At 44.6% G+C, this 17,426-nt stretch carries 20 protein-coding genes; 14 read left to right on the top strand and 6 right to left on the bottom strand.

From position 1 onward, the window contains the following. Positions 1-63 precede the first annotated feature (63 nt). Together QNH15_RS04895 and QNH15_RS04900 are read left to right on the top strand one after the other, a co-directional pair. Positions 64-909, top strand: a complete 846-nt coding sequence (locus QNH15_RS04895) for a Cof-type HAD-IIB family hydrolase (RefSeq protein ID WP_283892998.1) — start codon at positions 64-66, stop codon at positions 907-909. A 157-nt stretch (positions 910-1,066) separates the two neighbouring features. Next, the gene (locus QNH15_RS04900) at positions 1,067-2,551 is read left to right on the top strand and encodes an aldehyde dehydrogenase family protein (RefSeq protein ID WP_283893000.1); all 1,485 of its coding nucleotides are present in this window, start codon (positions 1,067-1,069) and stop codon (positions 2,549-2,551) included. Between the two features lie 441 nt (positions 2,552-2,992). Here the strand turns inward: QNH15_RS04900 and QNH15_RS04905 are convergent, their stop codons facing one another. Both QNH15_RS04905 and QNH15_RS04910 read right to left on the bottom strand, forming a co-directional pair. Further along, positions 2,993-3,427 carry a GNAT family N-acetyltransferase gene (locus QNH15_RS04905; RefSeq protein ID WP_283893002.1) on the bottom strand — a complete coding sequence of 145 codons (435 nt, stop codon included), beginning with the start codon at positions 3,425-3,427 and terminating at the stop codon, positions 2,993-2,995. 77 nt (positions 3,428-3,504) lie between these two features. After that, positions 3,505-3,690, bottom strand: a complete 186-nt coding sequence (locus tag QNH15_RS04910; protein WP_061967201.1) for a YhzD family protein — start codon at positions 3,688-3,690, stop codon at positions 3,505-3,507. 196 nt (positions 3,691-3,886) lie between these two features. Between QNH15_RS04910 and QNH15_RS04915 the strand changes: the two genes are divergently transcribed. From QNH15_RS04915 to QNH15_RS04945, 7 genes are all read left to right on the top strand, one after another. Continuing rightward, positions 3,887-5,101: a metallophosphoesterase family protein gene (locus QNH15_RS04915; protein WP_283893005.1), complete on the top strand. Its 1,215-nt coding sequence runs from the start codon at positions 3,887-3,889 to the stop codon at positions 5,099-5,101. Positions 5,102-5,113: 12 nt separating this feature from the next. Then, on the top strand, positions 5,114-8,143 hold the full coding sequence (locus tag QNH15_RS04920; RefSeq protein ID WP_283893007.1) for an ATP-binding protein: 3,030 nt from the start codon (positions 5,114-5,116) through the stop codon (positions 8,141-8,143). A 57-nt stretch (positions 8,144-8,200) separates the two neighbouring features. Then, positions 8,201-8,872 carry a response regulator transcription factor gene (locus QNH15_RS04925; protein WP_061967207.1) on the top strand — a complete coding sequence of 224 codons (672 nt, stop codon included), beginning with the start codon at positions 8,201-8,203 and terminating at the stop codon, positions 8,870-8,872. After that, complete coding sequence (locus QNH15_RS04930; RefSeq protein WP_283893009.1) at positions 8,869-10,221, top strand: sensor histidine kinase; 1,353 nt, start codon at positions 8,869-8,871, stop codon at positions 10,219-10,221. The genes QNH15_RS04925 and QNH15_RS04930 overlap by 4 nt, the downstream gene beginning before the upstream one ends. 33 nt (positions 10,222-10,254) lie before the next feature. Beyond that, positions 10,255-11,214, top strand: coding sequence for a 3'-5' exoribonuclease YhaM (yhaM, locus tag QNH15_RS04935; protein WP_283893011.1), 960 nt, complete (start codon positions 10,255-10,257; stop codon positions 11,212-11,214). 371 nt (positions 11,215-11,585) lie between these two features. Then, positions 11,586-12,896: an MDR family MFS transporter gene (locus QNH15_RS04940; protein WP_283893012.1), complete on the top strand. Its 1,311-nt coding sequence runs from the start codon at positions 11,586-11,588 to the stop codon at positions 12,894-12,896. A gap of 82 nt (positions 12,897-12,978) precedes the next feature. Then, positions 12,979-13,251, top strand: coding sequence for a sporulation YhaL family protein (locus QNH15_RS04945; protein WP_082635661.1), 273 nt, complete (start codon positions 12,979-12,981; stop codon positions 13,249-13,251). A gap of 114 nt (positions 13,252-13,365) precedes the next feature. Here the strand turns inward: QNH15_RS04945 and QNH15_RS04950 are convergent, their stop codons facing one another. After that, positions 13,366-14,244, bottom strand: a complete 879-nt coding sequence (locus QNH15_RS04950; protein WP_283893013.1) for a peptidylprolyl isomerase — start codon at positions 14,242-14,244, stop codon at positions 13,366-13,368. Positions 14,245-14,457: 213 nt separating this feature from the next. On the opposite strand from QNH15_RS04950, the gene QNH15_RS04955 reads away from it, so the two are divergent. The 3 genes from QNH15_RS04955 (at position 14,458) to QNH15_RS04965 (ending at position 14,906) form a co-directional block, all read left to right on the top strand. Further along, positions 14,458-14,553 carry a YjcZ family sporulation protein gene (locus tag QNH15_RS04955; protein WP_283893015.1) on the top strand — a complete coding sequence of 32 codons (96 nt, stop codon included), beginning with the start codon at positions 14,458-14,460 and terminating at the stop codon, positions 14,551-14,553. A gap of 117 nt (positions 14,554-14,670) precedes the next feature. Continuing rightward, complete coding sequence (locus QNH15_RS04960) at positions 14,671-14,766, top strand: YjcZ family sporulation protein (protein ID WP_074440426.1); 96 nt, start codon at positions 14,671-14,673, stop codon at positions 14,764-14,766. Between the two features lie 56 nt (positions 14,767-14,822). Beyond that, entirely contained in the window at positions 14,823-14,906 is an 84-nt protein-coding gene (locus QNH15_RS04965) for a YjcZ family sporulation protein (protein WP_074440427.1), read from the top strand. A gap of 36 nt (positions 14,907-14,942) precedes the next feature. On the opposite strand, the gene QNH15_RS04970 is transcribed toward QNH15_RS04965, so the two are convergent. Beyond that, positions 14,943-15,128 carry a hypothetical protein gene (locus tag QNH15_RS04970; protein ID WP_061967217.1) on the bottom strand — a complete coding sequence of 62 codons (186 nt, stop codon included), beginning with the start codon at positions 15,126-15,128 and terminating at the stop codon, positions 14,943-14,945. Positions 15,129-15,216: 88 nt separating this feature from the next. On the opposite strand from QNH15_RS04970, the gene QNH15_RS04975 reads away from it, so the two are divergent. Further along, positions 15,217-15,783, top strand: a complete 567-nt coding sequence (locus QNH15_RS04975; RefSeq protein ID WP_283893020.1) for a YpmS family protein — start codon at positions 15,217-15,219, stop codon at positions 15,781-15,783. 122 nt (positions 15,784-15,905) lie between these two features. Next, complete coding sequence (locus tag QNH15_RS04980; RefSeq protein ID WP_283893022.1) at positions 15,906-16,247, top strand: DUF1878 family protein; 342 nt, start codon at positions 15,906-15,908, stop codon at positions 16,245-16,247. Here QNH15_RS04980 and QNH15_RS04985 read toward each other — a convergent pair. Then, complete coding sequence (locus QNH15_RS04985; protein WP_283893024.1) at positions 16,238-16,822, bottom strand: HTH-type transcriptional regulator Hpr; 585 nt, start codon at positions 16,820-16,822, stop codon at positions 16,238-16,240. The genes QNH15_RS04980 and QNH15_RS04985 overlap by 10 nt on opposite strands. A 202-nt stretch (positions 16,823-17,024) precedes the next feature. Continuing rightward, entirely contained in the window at positions 17,025-17,381 is a 357-nt protein-coding gene (locus QNH15_RS04990; protein WP_283893026.1) for a YtxH domain-containing protein, read from the bottom strand. Between the last annotated feature and the right edge of the window lie 45 nt (positions 17,382-17,426).

A 17,426-nucleotide genomic window follows, 5' to 3' on the forward strand; every position in this document is an offset into this window, starting at 1 on the left:
CGACTTCATTCGGAATATAGTTTGACAGAGAGAGTCTATCTTTCAGTCAGAGGGGGGATTGCCTTGATTTACCGAATGCTGGTTCTGGACATCGATGGGACCCTGTTGAGAAGCAACTTTCGCATGGATAAGGAAACAAGGGGAGCGATCGATTATGTAAGAAAAAAAGGGGTTTATGTTACGCTTGCTTCCGGCCGCAACTTTCCTTCAACCAAAAAAGTCGCCAAGGCTCTCAAGCTGGATGGTTATCTGATCAGCCAAAATGGCGGTTTTATTGCAGCCAATCAGGATGAACCTTTTTTTGAATCACATATTTCCAGAGAAGATACAAACAAGATGGTTTCCATACTTGAAAATTACAATTGCCATATTCGGCTGGTTCATGAGCGCTTCTCTGTGGGGAACCAGGTCCAGCAGAAAAATCAACTCGTTGCCAGACTGACCCTCGGAGCAGGGGATCCGTTGTTTTATCCTGTAACCTTTACAGAAAACTTAAGTCATCATGTTCTTGAAAAGGAAATCACACCTTCCAAGATTGATGTGCAATTTTTTGAAGAAAGAGAACGCCGATCCGCAGAACAACATTTGAAAAACCACTTTGCCAATTTTGAATACACCTCCTCCACTAAATGCAATTTCGAGATTACATCTCCAAATGTGACCAAAGCCAATGCCTTAAGGATGCTTGGATTAAAGCTTGATATAGCTCCTGAAGAAATGGTGGCGGTGGGTGATTCGCATAATGACCGTGAAATGATTGAGATGGCTGGTCTTGGGGTAGCCATGGGGAATGCGCCGGATGATGTCAAACACGCCGCCAGCTGGATTACACGCACCAATGACCAGCTGGGAGTTCCTTATATGATTAAAGAAGTATTCAGAAAGCAGTTGAGAGTAGGGTTATACTAACCAGAAAGCTCCATTCAGGGGCTTTTTTTATATGAATATAAATCCCGGAATATTTCATTTATGTTACAAAACAAGAAAACGACATTTTTTGAAAGGGTTTTCAATAACCTTGTCGAACAGATATAAGGTAAGGAACAAGGATATGAGGAGGATTAAAATGGAAAAAACTGTTAACCTGAATCTGAAGCCGAAGGTGGCCGAATTCTTAAACGGAACAAAAAAGTTTTTCATCAATGGAGAATGGGTAGAAGCGAAATCAGGAAAAACGTTTGAAACTCTGAATCCTTCAACAGGAGAGGTTTTGGCGCTTGTTGCAGAAGGTGGAAAAGAAGATATCGATCTTGCGGTGCAAGCGGCACGCAAAGCCTTTGATACTGGATACTGGTCAAAAATGAGCGCCGCAAAGCGCAGCTATTTAATTTATAAACTTGCGGATTTAATGGAAGAAAATAAAGAAGAGCTCGCACAGCTCGATACGCTGGACAACGGAAAACCAATCCGTGAAACCATGAACGGTGATGTGCCTTTGGCGATTGAACATTTCCGTTATTATGCAGGATGGGCGACTAAAATTGTCGGACAAACCATCCCTGTGGCAGGAAGCTTCTTCAACTATACACGCCACGAGCCGGTTGGTGTTGTCGGCCAGATTATCCCTTGGAATTTCCCGCTCTTGATGGCAGCATGGAAACTGGGCGCAGCCCTGGCCACTGGTTGTACGGTTGTATTGAAACCTGCAGAGCAGACGCCGCTATCCGCTCTTTATCTTGCGAAGCTTGCTCAGGAAGCCGGATTCCCAGAAGGTGTGCTTAACGTTGTAACGGGTGCCGGAGAAACAGGAGCAGCGCTTGTCGACCATCCGGAAGTTAACAAAATCGCATTTACCGGTTCTACTGAAGTCGGTAAAATGATCATGAGAAATGCAGCGGACTCCCTCAAACGTGTAACGCTTGAGCTCGGAGGAAAATCACCGAACATTATCCTTCCGGATGCGGATATGACGCGTGCCATTCCTGGTGCTTTGAGCGGTATCATGTTCAACCAGGGACAAGTTTGCTGTGCGGGTTCCCGTTTGTTTGTTCAGAAAAAAGCGTTCGACAATGTTATGGCGGACATGGTGTCCCATGCGAAAAGCATCAAGCAGGGACCAGGTCTTGATCCGGATACTACAATGGGGCCGCTCGTTTCCGAGGAGCAGCATAACCGCGTAATGAGCTATATCTCCAAAGGTAAGGATGAGGGAGCTGAGCTTCTGACTGGAGGATCCAGACCGTTTGAGCAAGGTTATTTTGTGGAGCCGACTATTTTTGCGGACGTTGATGACAAGATGACCATTGCCAAAGAGGAAATCTTCGGTCCGGTTGTAGCGGCAATGCCGTTTGAGGATCTTGATGAAGTAATCGAGCGTGCGAACCGTTCTGAATATGGACTTGCTGCAGGTCTTTGGACAGAAAATCTCAAAACGGCTCACTATGTGTCCAACAACCTGAAGGCAGGTACAGTTTGGATTAACTGCTATAATGCCTTTGATGCGGCTTCTCCATTCGGAGGATACAAGCAATCCGGTATGGGCCGTGAAATGGGATCTTATGCGTTGAATAACTATACAGAAGTAAAAAGCGTGTGGGTAAACCTGAAGTAAGATTAAGACAAAAATGATTCGGAGAAACAACCGGGGAAAAACAAAAAGATAGGCATGAAAAAGGGGTCAACAACTGCACGGAAACAAAAACCCGGCTGTCCAATCCAGACAGCCGGGTTTTTCGTTTTGCAATCAGGGGTTCCAACACTTGTCGGATATAAACGGGTGCTGGAGTATTCGAGGAAGACGCGTCCAGCTCCAGCACCCAAATCCTCTAGGTCGTTTCACTCCTTCTCCACAACACAAAGAACGTGTTGCAGATCAGGAGTTCCAACGCTTGTCGGATTTAAACAGGGTGCTGGAGTATTCGAGGAAGACGCGTCCAGCTCCAGCACCCAAATCCTCTAGGTCGTTTCACTCCTTCTCCACAACACAAAGAACGTGTTGCAGATCAGGAGTTCCAACGCTTGTCGGATTTAAACAGGGTGCTGGAGCTTTGGTTTATAACATCACCTTGATGAAGCGGAGGCCGGTATCATCATAATCCAGGTTTCTGTAAAATTCGTGGGTTTCTTTGCGCTGTTTTCCACTATGCAGAACAATGGCAGTGCAGCCCTGTTCCTCTGCCCAGTTTTCCGCATACCCGACTAGGGCCTTTCCAAAGCCATTCCCCTGATATTCTTCGGTTACGACAAGGGCAATGATCCGCAGGCATGTCCCGTTTTTTTCGAAGTAGTATTCTTTGACGACGCCAATCATTCCAATCACCAGATCGTCACAGCAAGCGACAAAGCAGGTATAGGCGGGGTCTTGCAGGATATACGTTAACCTGTCTCTCATTTCCTCTTCGGTGGTGGGATAGCCGAGATCACCCATTAGATAAGAGAGAGACAGACTATCCTCAATGGTTCCCTGCCTGATGAAGAATTCACTCATCCTCGCACCTCTTTCACAAATAATGAAAATCTGATAAAAAGCACAGTGACCTGGTTGGCATCAGGGCAGGCTGCTCTTTAACGGTGAAACAGCAGAAGAGCTCCTGATGGCGATGTGAGGCGGTGTGTACGGTCATTGAATTGTTCTTCTGTTAAGCGTTTTTCTCCCAGTTTCTTTGCCTGCCTGTCATCGGCAGCCTGGATGGTTTCATCGAGCAGTTTTTCCCCGCTTTTGTCATAGACAGTAAGAAAGTATTTTTTCATAAGGTGTGAAGCTCCTTTCAGGATTTCCTTTCTTGTATTTCTGTTTTTTCGTCAAATTTCCTGCTTTTTTTGTACGGTTAATTGGCCTTTCAACATTTCTGCCGAAAATATGTGTATTTTCCCAAATATGAGAACGTGTTTTCGTATATATGGTAAAATAAAGGTTAGAATGATTAGGGAAAAGGAGGCGATGGTGTTGAAGTTTCTGCATTGTGCCGATTTGCATCTGGACAGCCCTTTTAAAGGGTTATCTCATTTACCGAGGGAAATCTTTGAACGCATCCGGCACAGCACCTTCAGAGCCTTCAGTGAAATTGTCAGTGTGGCGATAAAAGAACAGGTGGATTTTATCGTGATTGCGGGTGATATTTATGATGGTGATTCCCGCAGCCTTAGAGCGCAAAGCTATTTCCGCAAGGAACTTGGCCGGTTGGACGCCCAGGGAATCGCTGTATACATGATTCATGGAAACCACGACCATCTGGAAGGAACATGGATTGATCTGGAGTGGCCAAAGAACGTGCATCTGTTTGACGGGGGACATCCGCAAAGTGTGCCTTTTTATAAGAATGGAAGATTGAAAGCAATGCTGCACGGATTCAGCTATGAAAAGCGGTCGGTTGCTGAAAACCGTGTCCCTTTCTATCCTGCAAAGTCCGGAGATGATGTGTATCATATCGGTATTCTGCATGGGAATGCAGAAGGGCAGAATGGCCACGAAGCCTATGCGCCGTTCCGGGTTGCGGAGCTTTTTGAAAAGGGATATGACTATTGGGCCCTTGGTCATATTCATAAAAGAATGGAACTACACCACGATCCGCCAGTTATTTATCCTGGTAACATCCAAGGCAGAAATCAAAAAGAAACAGGACCAAAAGGCTGTCTTATTATTGATCTGCAAAATAAAAGGCGGACGTTTCATGAAACAAACGATATTTATTGGCTGGAAAAGAACATAGACCTCACTGATTTATCCTCTGTATCAGAAATGATTGATCACTGCCTGGACATAAAGGAGAATGCGAGAATACAAGGAAAAGGAATTCTACTGAAATTGGTCCTGAACGGGCATTCTGGTTTATTTAACGAAATGGAACAAGAGGGATTGCTTGAGGAACTGATGGAGACCCTGCAGGACGGGGAAGGGGATCAAACATCCTTTGTCTATACCTTTGCCATTATCAATCAGACCAGACGAAACTGGAACCGTGAAGAGCTCCAGAACGACCGCGGGTTTATCGGTGCCCTATTAACCAACGGCAAGGAATATATACAGACTCAAAAGACCCCAAAGGAGCTCTACCTGCACAGGAAGGCAAGGAAATACATAGATCCTCTTACTCCAAATGAGGAAAAAGAGATGGTCGATGAGGCGGAAACACTGCTCTTGCAATTTTTACTGAAAGATTAGGAGGAACGGGATATGTGGATTAAAAAGCTGCACATCTATCATTTTGGCAAGTTTCACAACCTCAAAATCGATCAATTATCCCGGGGGCCTCTTTTCATTTCAGGAGAAAATGAAGCAGGAAAAACGACGCTCATGAATTTTATTACCTGTATGCTTTTTGGCTTTCCTTCCAAGGTGACGAACGAGAGGCGGTATGAGCCGAAAGATGGAAACCAGATTGGCGGTTCCATCAACATTCATACCGATGCATATGGGGATTTAACTATTGAACGGGTTGCCGGCAAAGCAGCCGGGAATGTGACGGTTTACGGTGAAAATGGACTTCAGGGAGGAGAAGAGCTTCTTCGTACGGTGCTGAAAGGAATGGACCGTCCCCTGTTTCAGGGCATTTACTGTTTTGGTCTTGAAGGGCTTCAGGAAATTGAAAAATTAAGCTCTGAACAACTGGGGAATTACCTTTTGGGTGCGGGAATGACCGGCAACAGGGAACTGCAGCAGCTTGAAGGCCTACTGGAGAAAAAGCAGACCACGCTGTTTAAACCGGGAGGAAGAAAACCGGTAATTAATGAATTGCTTCAGCAACTGGAAAGCACGGAAGAGGAACTCAGGACATGGAAAAGAAAAAATGAGGAGTTTCAGCCTTCCCTTCAAGAACTTAAAAAAACAGAGGAAGCGATCAGGGAGGCAGAAGAAGAGAAGAAGCAACTTCAGGATCATTGGTACAACACAAAGAAGTGGAAAAATGTACTTCCTGCTCTTCGAAAGTGGAAAGAGCATCAGCTTGCACTTCGAGCACTGCCAGAGAACAGCTTCCCGGAAAACGGACTTCACCTATTGGAACAGCTTCAGGAGAAACGGCTGGATGTGGAGGGAGATTTGACTGTTTTTCAAAACAAGGTGCATGAAATCGAAAAACAGCTTCATGCCCTTCGAATCAATGAAGATGTGCTGCTATCCGAAAGCCTCGTCGTTTCCGCCGGTCAGAAGAGCCACGATCTTGAACGATTGCTGGAGGAAAAACGCGGCTGGGTCCAAAAAGCAGAATTCGTTCAAATGGAAGCCCGGCGCTTAAAAGATGAAACCGGCTTTTTGGGAACAACAGAGGAGTTGGAACGGCTCAATACGGGGCTGGCTTCCAAAAATGATCTTCTGGTATTAATTAAGAAGGCGGATTTGCTGAATCAAAAGAAAGGCTGGCTGGATCAGGAGCTTGAGAACGCACGTGAGCGGCTTGAATCCGCTGAAGAAGGGCTGTGCCAGCATGAAGGAAGAGTACTGGAAGAACAGGAGTTTCATAAATTAAAAGAACGATCGGAGAGGGATTCAACCAACAGGCGACTGTTGGTTGAAAAGGAGCAGCTTCAGGCACTGATGGCGCAAGCCAATGGGAAACGTCAGCACACTCCTTCTGCTTCTAAACATTTGCTGCCCTTTCTGGTGTTCGGCTTTTTGGCGGCAGCCTGCCTGATGTACCTTGCCGTCAAAGGGGAGCTCTTTGGGACGGCACTTTTTGCCGTGGCATTGGGAGCAGGTGCCTATTTATGGATCAAGAGTTCAAACCGGAAAAATGAGTCTTACTCAGCTGGCACAAATGATGTAGAGCTTTTAGCCAAAATCCGGACACTTGAAGGTGAACTCTCAGGTATTTCCAGCTTATCAGAACTGGACATGATTAATGAAAGATATGCGGATGAAAGAGCGAAGCGAACGGAGCTTGAAAGAATGAGAGAAGAAGCCAAACGGCTGGAACACTCTTACCAGCAGCAGGCTGCCAACTATGACAAGCTGGAGCTTGAACAATATGATAACGAAGCCGCGGTTCAGCAATGGTGCGAGAAAAACCATTACACCGGACCCTGGAGCTATCTTCTTATCCCGGGATACTTCGAAAAGATCGAAAAGCTGAAAGAGATTGTTTTGGAAAGAAAACAGCTGCTTTTAAACATTGCACAAGCAGACAAACGGATTTACGTCATTCTTGCAGAGGCTGACACACTGACGCACCGGCTCCGCCTGCCGGAGGAATCCTCCTATCTGGAGAAGGTTACGGAGGCACGGCTGCTGCTGCAGCAAGAAAAAGAGAAAGTCCAGGCGCAAGAAACGCTGCAGGATAAATTAACGACCGCCACTGAACATCTAAATGAAGTGATCACAAAAAAACAGAGTTACGGTTTGGAAATCAACAAACTCCTATCGCAGGCAAAAGCCCAGAACGAGGAAGCTTTCAGGCTCAAAGGAAAGCAGGCAGAGACACGAAAAAGAACAATCGAACTGCTGGAACAGGCTTCTTTTCAGTTGCAGTCGTTTGGCTATACAGGGGAAGAAGTACAAGAGCTGGCGGACATTTTGCTGGATAAGGACTTTAATGTGGACAAGGAAAATGCTTCGGCAGAAGCGGAGCTGAAAGAAAAAGAACAGCAGCTGGAGCAGCTGCAGCGAAAAAGTGCAGAGCTTTCCCTTGTTCTGCAGACACTGCAAAACGAGGAAAGTTATTCGGAATGCCTGCAGCGCTATGAAAATCTCCGCAATGCATTGGGAGAACAGGCTAAAATGTGGAGTGTGTACAAAATTGCAGCCGATCTTCTAAAGAAAACCAAAGAACAATTTCATGCCGAGCGGCTGCCCGCCATCATCAAACAGGCCTCGCTTTATTTTTCAAAAATGACAAACGCAAAGTATGTCCAGTTGTATTTGTCGGGAGGCGGCCAGAACAGTCTGGAGCTCGAGCGGCATGACGGCGTACGATTTCATCCGGGAGAACTGAGCAGAGGCACGGCGGAACAATTGTATTTGTGTGTACGGCTTTCTCTAGCGTCCCTCTATCAAAAGGAGAGCATGCCATTGATCATGGATGACATTACGGTTAACTTTGATGCGGTACGGACAAAGCATACGCTGGATCTTCTGACTTCGATGGGTCCGGGCCAGCAAATGATATTTTTCACATGCCATGAGCATCTGTTTCAAGACCGGCCATCCGTTCCGGTCATCTCGTTAAAGAAGCAGGAGGGCGCCTACCGCCAGGAAGGTGCTTTTTCATAAGCGGATGCGTTATGATATAAAGAAATGAAAGAAGCGCAAAACAGGAGGGGACAATCAATGTCTGACTACCAAATTTACCTTGTGGAAGATGAAGAAAATCTTGCGCAAGTGTTAAAAGCCTATATGGAACAAGAAGGTTGGAACGTGACCGCATTCAATAATGGGGAAGAGGCAGCCCGGAATGTAACGGATGCCCCTCACCTATGGATTCTGGATATTATGCTGCCCGGTATTGACGGGTATGAAGTACTGCGGAAAATCAAACAGCATGCTGACACCCCGGTCATTTTTATTTCTGCAAGAGACCAGGATCTTGACCGCATCGTAGGACTTGAGCTGGGAAGCGATGATTATTTGGCGAAGCCTTTTATGCCGCGTGAACTTGTCATTCGCGCCAAAAAACTGTTAACCCGGATTTACGAAACCGGAGCAATGGCGCCGAAGAAGATTGAAATTACCGGTTATGTGATCGATCCTGTCGCCAGAAAAATCACTTTTGATGACGAACTAATCAACCTGACATCAAAGGAAATGGATGTGCTTTTGTACTTGATCGAAAATTTGGGAACATCCAAGGCAAGGGAAGAGATTCTGTCCCATGTGTGGGGGACCGATTATTTCGGTTCAGAGCGTGCTGTGGATGACGTGATCCGGCGGGTCAGAAAGAAAATGCCCCGCTTAAACCTTGAAACGGTCTATGGCAACGGGTACAGGATTGTAACTTCATGATCCGGCTGAATCTGACGCAAAGAATCTGGATCTCGTTTGCCCTGCTCATTTTGCTGATCGGGCTTGTACTCGCCATTATTTTTCCTCTTTCCATAAAAAAAACGATGACAGATGAAACCTACAAAATTATCTCACTGGAGCAGGATAAACTGATGGACCAGGACAAGGAAGTTCCTGATCCCGACTCTTCCATTGATTTTATAGAACGAAGAAAACTGGGCCGCTCTGTCGGCCATGTAGTGATCAAGAACGATTACCTGGGAACAAAAGGAGATTATATTCCGGAGCGGGTGCTAGGTGAAATGAGCTCCCATGCCTATAAACAAAAAAAGTCGCAGCAAAAATATGAACTTACGTATGGGGATGCCACCCTTTTTTACATTGTGAAAAGACTTGAAACTCACTCGCAGGGCAATTTTTACCTGATTTCCTACATGTGGGATACGTATCGTGACCAGATGGTCGACCGGCTGTGGACGCGCCTCTTGTGGATTCTGTTTTTCACCGGAATGATTGCCGTGATCCCCGCGCTTTGGATGGCACGGTATTTGCGGGCGCCGCTTACCATTCTTGGGAAACGTTTTGAACAGATCGCCAAACGAAACTGGAAAGAGCCGTTTATCTGGCATGAAGATGATGAATTTCAGCGGCTGTCTCAGCAGTTTGAAACGATGCGGCAGAATTTGATCCGCTATGATACTGCCCAGAAAACCTTTATTCAGCATGCTTCCCACGAACTGAAGACACCGGTGATGACCATAAAAAGCTACGCACAGTCGGTGAAAGACGGAATCATGCCGAAAAACAATGTAGAGGATATGATGGATGTCATTTTGAATGAAGCGAACCGGATGGAAAACCGGGTGAAAAACATGCTGTATTTCACAAAGCTTGATACACTTAAGCAGCAGACTCTTCAATGGGAACTGATCTATTTTGGAGTGCTCGCCGAAGAGATTATCAGCCGCTTCCGGTTTCAGAGGGATGACATTGAATTCACGATTACAGGTGATGAAGTGCTGTTCTGGGGAGATCGTGAGCAAATCACCATTGTTTTTGAAAACTTCATTCAGAATGCCATGAGATATGCCAATTCCCGGATTGTTTTATCGGCAAAAGAAGAAGGCATCAACATTGCCCTTGGCGTTTGGAATGATGGGGAGCAACTATCCGATCGTGACCGCGAAACGCTTTTCCTGCCGTTCCGCAAAGGCAATAAAGGACAATTCGGCCTTGGCCTGGCGATTGTGAACCGGATTGCGGAGCTGCACGGAGGGAAACCAAAGGTAACCAATGTCGATGACGGCATTTTATTTGAAGTCATTCTGCCCAAAGACAGGCTGTCATAGACTACTATACTTATTAAAAGATGAGGTGCGCATATGAAAAAAGGTTTGGCCCATTATAAAGTGGGAGAGATGATAGATTCCTATCTGATGATTAAATCTTCCTCGAAATCAACTGCCAGTAACGGAAAGCCATTTTTAAACTTAACGCTTCAGGACCAGACGGGAGATATTGAAGCAAAATTATGGGACTGCTCTCCCGAAGACGAGCAGCAGTATGTTCCCCAGGCACTGATCAAGATCATAGGGGAGATGAGCAGCTACAGAGGCAAGCTTCAGCTGAAACTGAAGCACATCCGTCCCACTAATGATATGGACGGCGTAAAAATCGGAGACTTTGTGGAAACGGCTCCGCTTTCAGAAGATGTGATGATGGAAAAAATCACGCAATACATCTTTGATATGCAAAATCCCAATATCCAAAGGATTACGAGGCACCTTCTGAAAAAGTATCAGGAAGACTTTCTGAAGTATCCTGCAGCCGTGAAAAATCATCATGAGTTTGTTTCGGGCCTCGCCTATCATGTGGTCTCCATGCTTGATTTGGCAAGAGGGATTGCAAGCCTCTATCCATCATTGAACACCGATTTGCTGTACTCTGGCATTATTCTGCATGACCTTGGAAAAGTCATCGAGCTTTCCGGGCCTGTGGCGGCAAATTATACACTCGAAGGCAAGCTTCTTGGACATATCTCCATTATGGTCAACGAAATTGGGATTATCGCCAAAGAGCTCGATATTGAAGGAGAAGAAGTGACGGTCCTTCAGCACCTGGTGCTTAGCCATCACAGCAAGCCGGAGTGGGGCAGCCCCAAGGCCCCAATGATCCGGGAAGCAGAAATCCTTCATATGATCGATAACTTTGATGCGAAAATCAACATGATGGACCGTGCACTGGGCAAAGTGGAACCAGGGGAATTCACGGAAAAGATTTTTCCTCTGGAGAACAGAAGCCTCTACAAACCGCTTTTTGAACAGGAATTGGTAAAAAAGTAATTGTCTTAAAGCGGGGGAATATGGTAAATTGTAAGAGAGATTAATGAGATGGAGGCTATGACAGATGAAACCCATTGTTCAAGTAAAGGTGTCTGCTAAATAACTGAGTAAATCAACCCATGTACCATGATGGCCAAAAAGAACATCAGTTTCTTTGCGTTTTTCATGTACAGTATTGATTTATTCAGTTATGACCCTTTCTCTTGAGTGTTGGTTTATCTGTCAGCTCACGGCCTTCTAAAACGTACGGTGAAGCCTGTAGTTGACGTGGAATTGCGCAGCTGCAGGCTTTTTTATGCTTTCCTGCCCTTCCCTCAAGAGACTGGGAGAATTTGTAATGGATTTTAAACGATGAAAAGAGTGTGATGGGAATGAAATGGAAAGATTGGGACAGAAACATAAAGGTCCGCCTGCTTGGCGAGTTTGTTATTAATTTATTATTTTGGATGTTTTTCCCGTACATGGCGATTTATTTTTCGGATCAACTTGGAAAAGAACAGGCAGGGATGCTTTTGGTGGCTTCCCAGCTTGTCGGCGTTGTTACCAATCTGGTTGGCGGCTATTGTGCGGATACGTTTGGCAGAAAAAGAATGATGGTAATCGCCGGTGCGGGCCAAGCGGTGTCCTTTGCCGTTTTTGCACTTGCCAATTCTCCATGGCTGGATTCACCGGTATTAACCTTTTTGGCGTTTACCGCTTTAGGATTATTCGGTTCATTGTACTGGCCTGCCAGCCATGCGATGATTGCAGATGTTGTACCTGAAAAGAACCGCAGTGAAGTATTTGCTGTTTTTTATACAAGTATCAACATATCAGTGGTTTTTGGCCCTGCGCTGGGCAGTATTTTCTTCTTTGATTACCGGTTTGAGCTGCTGCTGGCCTGTACGATTGTCGGTATTATTCTGACCTTTGTACTGCAAAAGTATATCAGGGAAACGGTGCCGGAGAAAAAGCCGATTGCAGAGGACCAGGCAGGAAGTCCGAAAAAGTGGAACCAGGTAGTCCTCAATCAGCTTAAGGACTACCGTGTCATTGCAAAGGATAAGCTGTTTCTGCTGTTTATTCTTGCAGGTATCCTAGTGGCACAGACGTTTATGCAGCTCGATTTATTGATTGCTGTTTATACGACCGAAAAGGTGCCTGCCCAAACGCTTCTGCATCTTGGGAGTTGGTCCTTTTCACTTACCGGTGAAAAGGCATTTGGCTACATTGTTTCGACAAACGGGCTGTTGGTCGCTTTGTTCACCGTATTTATGTCAAAGTGGATGAACAAATATAAAGAGGGGAATGTGTTTGTAATTTCTTCTCTTTTATATGGAGTGGCGATGCTTTTATACGGGAATACAACGATTCTGTGGTTTCTGTTATTGGCTATTGCGATCTTTACCGCTGCGGAGCTCATGGTGGTTGGGATTCAGGAAAGCTTTATCTCCAAGCTTGCTCCGGAGCATATGCGCGGTCAATACTTCGCCGCAGCAGGACTTCGTTATTCAATCGGCCGCAGCCTTGCGCCATTGGCGATTCCGCTTACGCTGTGGATCGGTTTTCGATGGACGTTCTTTCTTCTGTTTGTGTTAACGGTAATCAGTGCCTTTATGTACCACGTGATGTTTCGTCTCCATGATCAAAAACGGGCGGCGGAAAACAAACAGGAGGCAGTGGCTCCGCAATCGGCCGGTTAATAAAAAGACCATCAGGTTGACATATATTCCTTTCTCTTTTCATAAGATGGAAATACGAAGCTTGTCTATGGGAGGAAGGGAAATGAAAGGATATGTAGCCCTGGGTCTTGGCGTTTTGCTGGTTGTTCTGTTTGTTTTAAAGCAATTTTTTGCTCCTATTCAGTATTTCTTTGATCTTACGCCATTTTGGGTTTATTTTGTGGTGGCAGGCATTATATTCAGCGCCTACCGCAGTTACAACTTGGGATCTGAACAAAAGAAACTGGACTTGAAGGTGATCGAACAAGAAGGGGAAGTTTTCATGAAGCGGATCGCTGAAGAGCGGGAGCGGAGAAACAAATCAGTAAATGAATAAAAAACCGGCCAAGTGGCCGGTTTTTTTTATTTTGATCTATAGTGAGCAGGAGTGGTTGAAACAAAAAGAGGAGACTCTTAAATGAGCCATCCTCGGAACGGGTTTGTACCCGGATTACTGTGTTTGCTGCGGTAATTGTGTATCTTGCTTCTTAAGGGCATCCTTAAGATCTTTGTCGTTGATCTTGATGTCTGCATCCTTCTGAAGCTTGGAAATGACTTCGTCAGTTGATTTTGCTTTTTGCTGCTGCAATTCTTCCTTGATTTGTTTCTTTTTATCTTCAAACTTATTGCTCTTTTTGTCTTCGACTTTAATAATGTGGTAGCCGAACTGGGTCTTGATCGGATCGCTGACTTGTCCAGGCTTAAGTTTGAATGCAACCTGGTCAAACTCAGGAACCATCTGGCCCTTGCCAAAGTAGCCGAGTTCTCCACCTTTGGTTTTAGAACCTGGGTCTTTGGAATATTGCTCAGCAAGTTTTTTGAAATCTCCGCCTTTATCAAGCTTCGCCTTTACTTCATCTGCTGTCTTTTTATCATCCACCAAAATGTGGCTCGCTTTTACTTCTTCTTTGTACTTGTCATTGAAGAGCTTCTGCATTTCTTTATCGCTTACTTTTACGCCATCCGTTGCCGCTTTTTTATTTAACAGCTGGGTTTTAACAAGCTTTTTCAAGTCTTTTTCACTCTTGATGCCGTTTTGCTCCAACGCTTGTTTAAACTGGTCGTCGCCGCCCAGCTCTTTTTTGATTTTATCGATTTCGGTGTTAATTTCTTTATCTGTAACCTTGTACTTTTTTTCGAGAAGCTTGTTATCTACCATTTGCTTAAGAACCTGATCGCCGTACTGGGCCTTAAGCTCATTGTAGAATTGATCCTTGGTGATGTCTCCAGCTTTGGATTCCACAACTTTCTCTGATCCTGCACCTGAGTTGCACGCAGACAGCGACAGAACTCCGGCAGCAAGTCCAAGGGACACTAACCATTTTTTCATCTGACACACTCCCACTGTTCGAGTAATATTTTCACTGTTTCTACTATAGCATAAACATTCAAAAAAGTACTATGCATCATGACAATTATGAGAAAAATTACACATATTTACTTTGCAAGCGAAGAAGAAATTTTAGGAAACCGTGACATTCGTCTAATCAAACCGTGACATATCACTATATGATGTGGAGAAGACCAAAGGAGGAGATTTAGAATGGGGTGCGGTACAGGATTGGGCCATAGCTTTTTACTCCTGATTATTCTATTCATTTTGCTGATTATCATTGGTTGTACCTGCTATGCATGCTAAGGAACCAAAAGGACGAGTAGGCATGAGTTTAAAAAATCTTCGCGAATTCAGGCATTCGCCTAGGCCCCACGGGAATAGGCTGCATAGGATACCGTAAGAAATAAAGGAGGTGGCATCATGGGTTTCGCACATGGAAGAGGCTTCGCGTTAATCGTTGTGTTGTTTATTCTGTTGATCATCGTCGGATGTGTATGTTGGGGAGGCTGGTGCTAAGCACCTGCCGTGCACTACAGTAGTAAACCGGTGATTTTCGCCGGAGGAGGTAAACAATGAGCGGTATAGCTGGTGGCTTTGAGCTGATTGTTGTATTGATTATTCTACTCATTATTATTGGCTGTATTTGTTTCTGCTAATGAAGCACGGAGGGGAGGCGCATGCCATCCCCTTTGTTAGTATGTAAAAATGTTTTCTACATAGGCACTGACTAAAAGCAATGTGATTAAAACATTGATTGTACGGAATACATTGGGCTGGCTTTCAGCCGGAATGGATTTTTTTGCACAGAGTTCATTCGTCAGGGCATTAAAGATGAACAAAAATATAGGAGCAAGAATTACAAATATTAATCCTGGCATGTTACAATACCTCCATAAAAAGCTACCATTCTTACTTTAACAAAAGTTGGAGAATAAGAATAGAAAAAAGCACGGATGGAGGATATAAATGATAAATAAATGGAAGTGGGCCTTTTTGACCTTGGCTGCTCTAGTGGTCATCGGGCTCATCATCGTCGTTTCTTTGCTGTTTTCCGGAGGAGAGAAGAATTTTGATCAAAATGCCAATGATACACTGCCGGCAGGGAAAAAGTTGTTCACCATACATACAGGCAAGGAGCAGGCTGCTTTTTTAATGAATAAAGAGCTCGAAGACCAAAAAGGTGTGAAAATGAAAGCTGAGCTCACCGATCAGGTAAAACTGCTCGGTAAGGCAGACTTGTTTGGACGGGAAATCATGTACCAGATGGACCTCAATCCCGAAGTCATGAAAAACGGTGATTTGGTCCTTCATGAAAAGAATGTCCGGGTAGGAAGGCTGAATCTGCCGGGAGAACAGGTTCTCACCTTGGTATCCAATACGGTGGATCTGCCGAAGTGGGTTAAGGTTTATCCGCAGGAGGAACTGATCCAGGTCCAGCTGACAAAGATGAAGGTGAAAAAACACATTGAAGTAAAGGCAAAAAAAGTGGATTTAAAAAACGATGAAATTATCATCGATGTATTGAGCAAGTAATTGCAGACAAGCAGGCAGTATATGGAGAAATTTTGAAGAAAACAAGAAAGCCGCCTTACAAAAAAGGCGGCTTTGCTATACAATAGAAAGTATAGATCGACGATAAAGAAAGCAGGATGAAGATGGAAACGATTGAAGAACGTGTTGAACGGCTGGAGTATTATAACCGGCTGACTGTACAATCGATTAATTTAAGGACATATCCCTTCTACACACTGGTGATGGAAAAACACCTCACCGAGGCAGAAGTGGAAGATGTCCTTTCATTGTGTAATGAACTTCACCGGCGTTTCACCGCTCAGACGGAGAACGGCTATGTCCAATACCTTCCTCTTCTTCTCCATTTCGCCGGAATGCTCAATTCAAAGTTGAAGCCGGGAGAAACCATCGAAGCTTTGCGTCTCCAGGGAATTCATCCAGAACTCATGGATAAACTCTATGAACTGGCACGGCGTTATGAATGAACGCTGGCCAGCTCTGGAGTCATCGGAATGACATTGCTCGGTGTTTTCTCCTCAAGGCTTTCCTCTATTTTTTCTTCCAGTTTGTTAAAAATGGTCATAAAATCCTCACCATAAATATTTCGAAGCATGCTCATAATCTCAGGGAATTCGGGAAACTTCCCAAAAAGGTCCTTGATCGGCAGTGCTGATGTATAAACACCAAATTTGGCTGGATCATACGTTTCCATTGTTTTTAAGAGCAGTTCTTCACCCTTATCTGTCAATTGAATGTATGTATTCCGCTTGTCGTTTTCTCTTTTAGAAAAAGACAGATATCCTTGTTCTTCCAGCTTTTTCGAAAAATTGAATGCAGTGGAAACATGCATGACACCAAACTTTGCGATATCGGAAATGCTTGCCCCTTCCAGATGATGAGCAATCCATAAAATATGGTGTTCATTTATGTTTAACCCAAAATCCTTGATCCAATTTTGCCAGTCTTTTTCCACGCTTTTCCATAGCGCCTTGCTGATTTGAGCGAATGTCTGACTGAAAATCATCGCTTCTTTTAAACTCGTTAAATTATCCTTTTCCATACCAAATGCCCTCCATTACAACATATAAGAACATCAATCTATTCCTCATTATGCCAGTGTTTCCTATAATAAGAAAGTAAAATTTTTGAAAAACGCAAGAAAAATTGGTAATAAAGGCGCGAAACTTAAGTATGATAAGATAGCAACGATGATTTCGTCCGTAACAAAAGAAATCTCCTTTTTAGGAGATCCCTGGTGAATTTTATTTTGCAACGGTGCTTTTTGTCTCTTCAATGGTTCCCTGGATTTCCTTTACACCCTCTTGAATATGTTCCATGTTGGGCTGGACTTCTTCCTTCCAGTGGCTGATGTCCTTTTTCAGATCAGCCGATGCCTGCTTGAAGGCATCTTTGCCTTCCTTTGATATAAACATCACCTTTTCCCTCAATGTGATGCTGTTTTGTTTCATTTTGGAAACCGAGCCTTTCAGCTTGGCCGCCCCGTTTCTAATATCCTGTCTGACGTCCTTGCCCGATTTGGGAGCGGAGAGAAGCGCAGTAGCACCTGTAATAATTGTTCCGATCGCGAAACCGTAAAGTAGAGATTTTGTTTTAGCCATGATTAATTCCTCCTCTTTTATATTTACTAATTACTTTCTTGCTGT

Source organism: Fictibacillus enclensis (genome assembly GCF_030123385.1).
GTDB classification, from domain to species: Bacteria; Bacillota; Bacilli; order Bacillales; family Fictibacillaceae; genus Fictibacillus_C; species Fictibacillus_C enclensis.

Coding starts and splice junctions, on each gene's coding strand:
- QNH15_RS04985 (WP_283893024.1), bottom strand. CDS start 16,822: ATGGAAAAGGATAATTTAACGAGTTTAAAAGAAGCGATGATTTTCAGT.
- QNH15_RS04905 (WP_283893002.1), bottom strand. CDS start 3,427: ATGAGTGAATTCTTCATCAGGCAGGGAACCATTGAGGATAGTCTGTCT.
- yhaM (WP_283893011.1), top strand. CDS start 10,255: ATGAAAAAAGGTTTGGCCCATTATAAAGTGGGAGAGATGATAGATTCC.
- QNH15_RS04925 (WP_061967207.1), top strand. CDS start 8,201: ATGTCTGACTACCAAATTTACCTTGTGGAAGATGAAGAAAATCTTGCG.
- QNH15_RS04965 (WP_074440427.1), top strand. CDS start 14,823: ATGAGCGGTATAGCTGGTGGCTTTGAGCTGATTGTTGTATTGATTATT.
- QNH15_RS04940 (WP_283893012.1), top strand. CDS start 11,586: ATGAAATGGAAAGATTGGGACAGAAACATAAAGGTCCGCCTGCTTGGC.
- QNH15_RS04955 (WP_283893015.1), top strand. CDS start 14,458: ATGGGGTGCGGTACAGGATTGGGCCATAGCTTTTTACTCCTGATTATT.
- QNH15_RS04970 (WP_061967217.1), bottom strand. CDS start 15,128: ATGCCAGGATTAATATTTGTAATTCTTGCTCCTATATTTTTGTTCATC.
- QNH15_RS04980 (WP_283893022.1), top strand. CDS start 15,906: ATGGAAACGATTGAAGAACGTGTTGAACGGCTGGAGTATTATAACCGG.
- QNH15_RS04900 (WP_283893000.1), top strand. CDS start 1,067: ATGGAAAAAACTGTTAACCTGAATCTGAAGCCGAAGGTGGCCGAATTC.
- QNH15_RS04920 (WP_283893007.1), top strand. CDS start 5,114: ATGTGGATTAAAAAGCTGCACATCTATCATTTTGGCAAGTTTCACAAC.
- QNH15_RS04975 (WP_283893020.1), top strand. CDS start 15,217: ATGATAAATAAATGGAAGTGGGCCTTTTTGACCTTGGCTGCTCTAGTG.
- QNH15_RS04960 (WP_074440426.1), top strand. CDS start 14,671: ATGGGTTTCGCACATGGAAGAGGCTTCGCGTTAATCGTTGTGTTGTTT.
- QNH15_RS04945 (WP_082635661.1), top strand. CDS start 12,979: ATGAAAGGATATGTAGCCCTGGGTCTTGGCGTTTTGCTGGTTGTTCTG.
- QNH15_RS04950 (WP_283893013.1), bottom strand. CDS start 14,244: ATGAAAAAATGGTTAGTGTCCCTTGGACTTGCTGCCGGAGTTCTGTCG.
- QNH15_RS04990 (WP_283893026.1), bottom strand. CDS start 17,381: ATGGCTAAAACAAAATCTCTACTTTACGGTTTCGCGATCGGAACAATT.
- QNH15_RS04910 (WP_061967201.1), bottom strand. CDS start 3,690: ATGAAAAAATACTTTCTTACTGTCTATGACAAAAGCGGGGAAAAACTG.
- QNH15_RS04930 (WP_283893009.1), top strand. CDS start 8,869: ATGATCCGGCTGAATCTGACGCAAAGAATCTGGATCTCGTTTGCCCTG.